Origin of the sequence: Celeribacter baekdonensis, assembly GCF_900102315.1 — a bacterium.
Lineage (GTDB): Bacteria > Pseudomonadota > Alphaproteobacteria > Rhodobacterales > Rhodobacteraceae > Celeribacter > Celeribacter baekdonensis.
This window is the reverse complement of sequence record NZ_FNBL01000021.1, coordinates 40,619-47,863: the sequence shown is the minus strand read 5'-3', so window position 1 is coordinate 47,863 and position 7,245 is coordinate 40,619. Positions and strand designations below refer to the sequence as shown.

The 7,245-nt window shown below is 59.5% G+C and carries 4 protein-coding genes; 1 reads left to right on the top strand and 3 read right to left on the bottom strand.

Annotated features, from left to right (window positions below):
* Positions 1–601 precede the first annotated feature (601 nt).
* Complete coding sequence (locus tag BLT54_RS21025; RefSeq protein ID WP_143026914.1) at positions 602–1,750, top strand: SEC-C domain-containing protein; 1,149 nt, start codon at positions 602–604, stop codon at positions 1,748–1,750.
* Between the two features lie 131 nt (positions 1,751–1,881).
* Here the strand turns inward: BLT54_RS21025 and BLT54_RS21020 are convergent, their stop codons facing one another.
* Genes BLT54_RS21020 through BLT54_RS21010 form a run of 3 tightly spaced genes read right to left on the bottom strand, consistent with a single transcriptional unit; the run spans position 1,882 to position 7,122 of the window.
* Positions 1,882–5,130, bottom strand: coding sequence for an error-prone DNA polymerase (locus tag BLT54_RS21020; RefSeq protein ID WP_074647400.1), 3,249 nt, complete (start codon positions 5,128–5,130; stop codon positions 1,882–1,884).
* Positions 5,127–6,605: a Y-family DNA polymerase gene (locus BLT54_RS21015; RefSeq protein ID WP_074647399.1), complete on the bottom strand. Its 1,479-nt coding sequence runs from the start codon at positions 6,603–6,605 to the stop codon at positions 5,127–5,129. Before BLT54_RS21015 ends, BLT54_RS21020 begins: the two co-directional genes overlap by 4 nt.
* A complete protein-coding gene (locus tag BLT54_RS21010) occupies positions 6,556–7,122 on the bottom strand; it encodes an ImuA family protein (protein ID WP_074647404.1) in 567 nt (188 codons plus the stop codon). Before BLT54_RS21010 ends, BLT54_RS21015 begins: the two co-directional genes overlap by 50 nt.
* Positions 7,123–7,245 lie beyond the last annotated feature (123 nt).

Here is a 7,245-nt window from a genome sequence, read left to right as displayed (position 1 = left end):
CTTCCGGCTGGCAACAGTCGCAATGGCAAACAAGGCAGCCCGGGCCGTCTGGGCGATGCTCACCAAGAAACAGGAATACCGGCAACCCGCGTTCTAAGCGCACCAGTTGCCTACGAGATGCAAGACGTTGAAGTGATGATGCGGAATTAAGTCAACCAAGAGCAAGGACACTCCGGGAATGGCAGCGGCCCTTTGAGGTCGATAAGCCGATTGGAACCTCGCTTGCGGAACTCATCAGGGCCAGTGGAGGCAATGCCAAAACATAAACAGGCCGGACAGACGACGGTACTGACGAAAATAACCGCAGAAATTGCCAGAAAACGCTTGCAATGCGGGAGCCACCCACAGAGGCCATTCGTTCTGAGCGCGGCGATTTCAGGCTAAGAGCCCAATTTGACGGATGCTGCGCCTTGCATTTACGCTCGCATTCAGTACAGATCAGTCATTGCAGGAAAAAAGTCGTTCATGATGGTGTTTCGAGCTGCCAAGTCACTGCTTGCGAAACAAATAATCGTCCTTTCCGATGCGGAAGACAGCCTTTGACCGACAATCTCCAGTTTGACCGACAATCTCCAGCCGCGATGTGGATCAAAGACTATCATTGAGAAATTGGACAGGAAAATCTGATGAGTTTCGAACGATGAAAGGAAGAGATCGAAATGCTCCCTGCTGGTGTGGCTCAGGCAAGAAATACAAGAAATGCCACCTGAACCGAGATGATCAGCCGAAGGATAATCCCTGGTCCGCCGTGGACGTTAATCGGAAGTCTTTTGCCAAGAAGAAATGCTGTGCGCGCGACGTAGGTTTGGGCCCTTGTGATGGTGGTGTGATCAAAGCCCACACAGTTTCACGCGGACCCAATTTGGCTAAGATCGCCGAGAATGGTCATGTGCTTCACTATACTGCGACCGTTCAGGATCTGAACAAAAATGGCGGCAAACTGTCAGTCAAAAAGGTCGGTATCAAAGATGCGTCGGTTTTCTATGGTTTTTGCGGCAAGCACGACCGCGAGCTCTTCTCTTGCATCGAAAATGAGCCGTTTGCAGGCCGCCCAGACCAATGCCTTGCAGTGGCCTACCGCACGATTAGCCGGGAACTCTATGGGAAGGACGCGGCAGCCCATCTGCGTGAGACGTTGCGCGGAGCCGACAAAGGAATGCAACCTTTTGAACAGTTTATGTTCCAGAAGATGCTTGACGACATAAACACAGGAAATGAGGCTGCTCGGCGTGAGGCGAAGGTTACACATGATGTGCTGACCTCCGCGCTGGTCAACAATCAACCAGAAACCATTGGTTCATATGTCTTTGAATTTGAATCGCCATTGCCGTTCATGTTTGCAGGTGCTTGGTCGCCCTTTACCGACTTCTACGGCAATGAGCTCCAGAACGGGTATTCGGAAGAGCTTCTTCAGCAGATATTTGTTTCTTCATTTGCAGGAGACGAACGTGCGATGGTTTGTATTTCTTGGCGGGATATTGGCGGCGCGCCCGGGAAAGTCATCGCAGAGCAGATCAAGGCGCTTGCCGCTGATCAACAAGCCTCCGCTTTATTTCAAATCGTGACGAAGCACGTAGAGAACATCTTCTTCAATCCGAATTGGTACGAAGGCTTAGGCGACAAGCAGAAAGAGCACTTGAACCGCTTGGTAACCGACGGCGTGGATATAATAGGTAGCGTTCCATCCTCGCCTGTCCGCCTGGAAATCGATTTTCAGCTACCTATCGCATCGAGAACATTTCAGCCGTGATCTTGGCATAGGGGTTTATCTGACCTTCACCCTCCGAAAATGCTGCACGATGCACGAATGTCCGGTCTGGTGAAGCTGCGTTGCGGGTTCGGCGTCACGGGTGGAAGGCGGCTTTGGGCCGTTCTCTACCCTCAATGGAAATCCCTGCTGGGGAACAATCGCTTGGCCTGATCGCGTGGATGCATGGCGCGGGGTTGGGCGCGAGGGCGAGGCGCGTCGTCGGCCTGCGGCATCGTCTGTCCCACGGCGTCGTCCATCGGGTGGCCGAGATCGCTGAGATGATGCGAGACGTCTTCGACAGTTTGTGCGATGAGGTGGACAACGATGCCTTCGCGTTGCACATGCCCGGTGATGCGCAAGAGTCTCCCGCCCATGACGGCGCGACGGAACTGTTTGTAAACCTTCGGCCAAACCACCACGTTTGAGATGCCGGTTTCGTCCTCCAAGGTCAAAAACACCACGCCGGAGGCGGTGCCTGGACGTTGCCGTGTGATCACCAAACCACAGACCGAGAGGCGCCCTAAAGGGACATTGGGCAGAGCGGCATGGGGCGTGAGGCCGGGGATATTTGGGCGCAAAAGCTCCATCGGATGGGCTTTGAGCGACAGGCGCACCGCGACATAATCCTCAACCACCTCCTCGCCCAAATGCATCGCCGGGAGATCGACATGTGGCTCATGAATGCCTTCGCCTTCAATCGGGTCGTTGAACAGCGGCAAGGGCGCGGTGCCTTTAATGGCCTTCACGGCCCAAAGCGCATCGCGCCGCCCGAGCCCAAGCCCAGCATAAGCGTCCGCTTCGGCCAGCCGTTCGAGCACGGCGGGCGCGAGGCCTGCGCGCAGCCACAATGCCTCCGGGTCGGGATAGCCATTGCCGCGCGCGGCGACGATCCACCCGGCGTCCTCTTCGCGAAAGCCTTTGATCTGACGAAACCCGAGGCGCAGCGCCAAGCTGCCATCGGATCGGCGCTCCAAAGTGTTGTCCCAGGCGCTGGTGTTGACGCAGATCGGGCGCACCTCGATCTGATGCTCACGGGCGTCGCGCACGATCTGGGCGGGGGCGTAGAACCCCATCGGTTGTGAGTTGAGCAAACCGCAGGCAAAGGCTGCCGGGTGATGGCGTTTGAGCCAGGCGGAGACATAGGCGAGCATGGCGAAGGCGGCGGCGTGGCTTTCGGGGAAACCGTATTCGCCAAAGCCTTCGATTTGCGAAAAGCAACTGTTGGCGAACTCTGGCGTGTAGCCGCGCGCCAACATGCCGGAGATGAATTTGTCACGCAGCTGACCAATGGTGCCCATCCGCCGGAACGTCGCCATTGAGCGGCGCAGCTTGTCGGCCTCGGAGGGGGTAAATCCGGCGGCGACCACCGCGATTTGCATGGCTTGCTCTTGGAACAACGGCACGCCAAGGGTCTTGCCCAGCACGTTTTCCAAGGCGGCGGAGGGAAAACTCACCGGCTCGCGGCCCTGCCTGCGGTTGATATAGGGATGCACCATGCCGCCCTGGATCGGGCCGGGGCGCACGATGGCGACCTCGATCACCAGATCATAAAACTTGCGCGGTTTCATCCGGGGCAGGAAATTCATCTGTGCCCGGCTTTCGACCTGAAACACGCCGATCGCATCGGCCACGCACAGCATGTCAAAGGTCGGTGCATCGGCTTGGGGCACAGTGGCAATCGACAACGCAGGACCACCATGCAGCGCAATCAGATCAAAACTTTTGCGGATACAGGTGAGCATCCCGAGGGAGAGAATATCGACCTTGAGAATGCCAAGCGCGTCGATATCATCCTTGTCCCACTCAATTAGGGTGCGATCCTCCATGGCGGCGTTTTCAATCGGGCAAAGTTCATCCAAACGGCCCTTGGTGATGATGAAGCCACCGACATGTTGGCTGAGATGACGTGGAAAGCCGATGATTTCGCCGATGAGTTTGAGGGTCAGCGCCAAACGCGGATCACTCATGTCGAGGCCAAGTTCCTTGACCCGCTCCGGGTCCGCGCCCCCGCTTGAGGTGCCCCAAATCTGCCCCGACAGATTGGCGGTGACGTCCTGAGACAGGCCCATGACTTTGCCGACCTCGCTGATCGCGGCGCGGGTGCGAAAATGGATCACGGTGGCACAAAGCCCGGCGCGGTGGCGGCCATATTTGGCATAGATGTGTTGGATCACCTCTTCGCGGCGCTCATGTTCGAAATCCACATCAATATCGGGCGGTTCACCGCGATGTTCCGAGACAAACCGCTCCACCACCATGGTGATCGTTTCGGGGCCGACATCGGTGATGCCCAGCAAATAACACAGGATCGAATTGGCCGCAGAGCCGCGCCCTTGGCATAAAATCCCCTGCGCGCGGGCGAACTGCACGATGTCATGCACGGTCAGGAAATAGGCCGGAAAATTGAGCAATTTGACCAGCGTCAACTCTTTATCCATCTGCGCGATGGCGCTATCTGGTGCGCCTTTCGGGTAGCGGGTTTTGAGCCCTTCGCGCGCCAATCGCGTCAATCGCTCTTGTGGCGGCTCATCGCCTGCGATCTCATCGGGATACTCATAACTGAGCTCTGAGAGGCAAAAGCTCGATTTGGCGGCGATCTCTACCGTGCGACGCAGGGCGGCGGGATGGCGGGCAAAGAGCCGCTGCATGTCGGCGGCCCCTTTGAGGCGGCGCTCAGAATTGGGCAGAGCGCGGGTGCCGATGTCATCAATGCGGATGTGGTGGCGCAGACAGGTCAACACATCGGCCAATTGGCGGCGCGATCCGTGATGCATCAACACATCCCCGACCGCAACCATCGGCGCGGCGCTGCGTTGTGCCAGGTGGGCGCAGGCATCGAAATGCGTCTGATCACTGCCATCATAGCGTGGCACAGCGCCCAAAAAGACATGGGCCGGAAAGTGCTTCTTGAGCACGAGAATGTCGGAGCGGCTGTTGTGTGGTTGGGTTTGCGGCAGGGCGATCAGGGACATGCCGGCACAGCCCGCACACAGATCGCGCAGGTCGAGATAACAGTCGCCTTTGGGGGCGCGGCGTTTGCCAAGGGTCAAAAGCCGTGTGAGGCGGGCATAGGCCGCGCGGTCATGGGGCAGGGCAATCCAATGCGTCTCGCTGTCGCGCACCACAAGGCGCGCACCGATGATCAGACGTGGCAGGGGGGCCTCATCGCCGAACTCGCGGCGTAATTCTTTGAGCGCAGAATAGGCGCGCACCACGCCCGCAAGCGAATTGCGGTCGGTGATGGCAATGGCGCTCAGGCCCAGTTCCGCCGCGCGGGTCACAAGCTCCTCGGGATGCGAGGCACCGCGCAGAAAGGTGAAATTTGAGGTGACGCACAGCTCGGCATAGCCAGGATCAAAGGCGGGGTTGCGTGCGCTCATGCAAATTCCCCCTGCACAAACCAGCCGGGGTTTTGCGGCGTGTAAAACAACCACAGGCGCCGCCCCTGTGTGGTATCCACTTTCCAATAATCGCGCAGACCCGTGCGCCATGTGTCCTCCGGCAACCACCATTCCGGCGCGATGCGTTCCGGTCCTGTGGCACGCCCGGTGGTGAAGGACATGTTGCGCCACCGAAACCGCTCCGGCGGATGGGGGCCCGTGGCAGAAATCGGTTCGGACGCAAACAGCCGGATGGGTCGGGGGCGCAGGCTGCCCCAAGGGCCTTCGGGGGCACTATAAGCGGCCACAACCCGTTTGAAACTGCGCTCCGGGATGTGACTGTCGGCGGGGAGAAACCGTTGGATATTGTCGAGCCCGATCCGATTGCCAAGCCGGGTGATCAGATCATCTAAGCCCTCCGGGCGCGCCGCTGTGGCATGGGTGATTTGGCTTTTGAGCAAAGGTTCGACTTGGGTGGCTTCAAGACGCATTTGGTCAATGCCAAAGCCCGCATCGACCTCGGCCACACCGCGTTCAAACAGCGGCAAGATCCGGGCCGCCTCGCGCATTGGCGCGGCAAGGCGCAGCTCGACCTGCTGCGCCCCCTGATCGACGCGGCGCAGGATCAGGGTGAGACGGCGCGCGCCCATGTCTTGGTCTTTGAGCTTGGCACAGAGCCGCTCCAACAGGCGCGCGGTGCCCGCCATGACATCGTCGCGCAGACCGATCGGCTCCGGCAAGGTCAGGCGCACGCCGTAATGGGGTGTTTCGCCCAGCGGTGAAATCACCTCGTCCTGCGTGCCCATCGCCTGATCAAGGCGCAGCACAAGGTCGGGGCCAAAGCGACGGGCGAGCGTGGCGCGGGGCAGGGCCATGAGATCAGAAATCAGGCGCAGGCCGAGCCGTTGCAGCGCAGTGTCGGTCTTGGGATCAAGGCGCAGCGCGGCGACGGGCAACCCGGCGATGCCTTCGCCATCTTTGTGCGATGTGCCAAAATGGGTCAGGGCCCAGGCCGCCCCACGCGTGTTGGCGGCGGCAATATGACCGGTCAACCCGGCGCGTGCCAGCCGCGCGCGCATATCCTCCAACAGGCCCGCTTCACCGCCAAAAAGATGTGCAGATCCGGCGATGTTGAGCATCAACCCGTCGCGCCCATCCAAGCCCACCCAAGGGCAGTAGCGTTTGCTCCAACGCGCGAGCATGGTCAAAAATCGCGCATCTGCGGTTGGGTTGGCGGGGCGGCTTTCCAAAGCGGGGCAATAGGCGCGCGCATCAGACAGGCCCATGCCACGATGCAGCCCGTGCGCTTCGGCGGCGTGGTTCAGGCAATAGATGCGATCAGTGTTTTTCTCATGCAGGGTGAGTGCGAAAGGGGGGAGGTCGGCCGCACAAGCGGTGCGGTCGACCGCGCGTGCGCGCAGAGCCCTATCGCTGGGCAGCCTCGGAAACCACACTGATACGACGCGTTTGTGCATCCCACTTCACTGTCCAAGCCTTAAGTGTTCCTGATTTGTTCTTTGTAATTTCCCAGCGCTGCAGAGTCGAGTCTGTCGCCGGGCGCGCGGCATCAAAAACCGGGGCGCAGTGCCACCGGGTTTGCGCGGCATTGCTGCCCATGCCCTCGGGTAAAAGGCACAGGCCCGTGGCGTTGCCCTCTTGCGCCGCCAATTGCAAACGCCGCCCTTCGGTCAGGCCCACGGGTTTGGTGATCTCCATCACCACAAGGGCCACGGAGCCAGAGCGCAGCGCCTCTTCGGCACTGGCGAGCAGGTCGAGATGTGATGGGGCCAAGGCCAAAAGCAGCTTTTGCGGGTCGAGATAGGGGGCAAATCCGACCGGGTTGATCTGATCTCCCCACCATGCCTCGCGCAGCCACAGCACCGTGCCTCCCAGCTGCCCGGCCAAAGCCAAGGCAAAGGACAGAGCAGACGGCCCGCAGACCTCATGGGTGCGGGCATTCACGGGTGGGAAATGGGTCCTGAATTCAGTCATGTTTGCGATCATACATCATGAAATCCGGAATGCGAGCCGCGCTGTTGGCGCAGCGAACGGGAACAATCCCTTGCCAATCATCCTTCCACGTCATCGGCGCAAACGACTTCCGAACGGGTTTTG